This is a genomic window from Streptomyces beijiangensis (assembly GCF_017315755.1).
GTDB lineage: Bacteria > Actinomycetota > Actinomycetes > Streptomycetales > Streptomycetaceae > Streptomyces > Streptomyces beijiangensis.
Genome location: NZ_JAFLRJ010001411.1, coordinates 1 through 291, shown reverse-complemented (window position 1 = coordinate 291; position 291 = coordinate 1). Strand labels below are relative to the sequence as shown.

1 pseudogene is annotated in these 291 nt (G+C 74.9%); it reads left to right on the top strand.

Going from position 1 to position 291, the window contains the following annotated elements:
* A pseudogene (locus J0695_RS42045) lies at window positions 1-192 on the top strand (hypothetical protein); the annotation flags it as partial.
* Between the last annotated feature and the right edge of the window lie 99 nt (window positions 193-291).

Genomic DNA, 291 nt, shown 5'->3' with positions numbered 1-291 from the left:
CCGGAGGGGGAGTTCGCGTCGGAGGAGCCGGGACGCGGGCCGGAGGGCGACGGCGCGTGGACGCACGACTGGGCGGACGGCTGGATGGACGGCTGGGTGTTCGCGCTCGCCGGTCCCGTCTACGCCGGTACGAACGAGATCCAGCGCGACATCATCGCCGAGCGCCTGCTCGGCCTGCCGAAGGGGCGCTGAGCGGCCATGGACTTCCACCCCGACGAGGACCACCGCGCCTACGTCTCGACGCTGCGCCGCCTCCTCGCGGACGCCGCGCCCCTGAAGGCGGACCGCGCC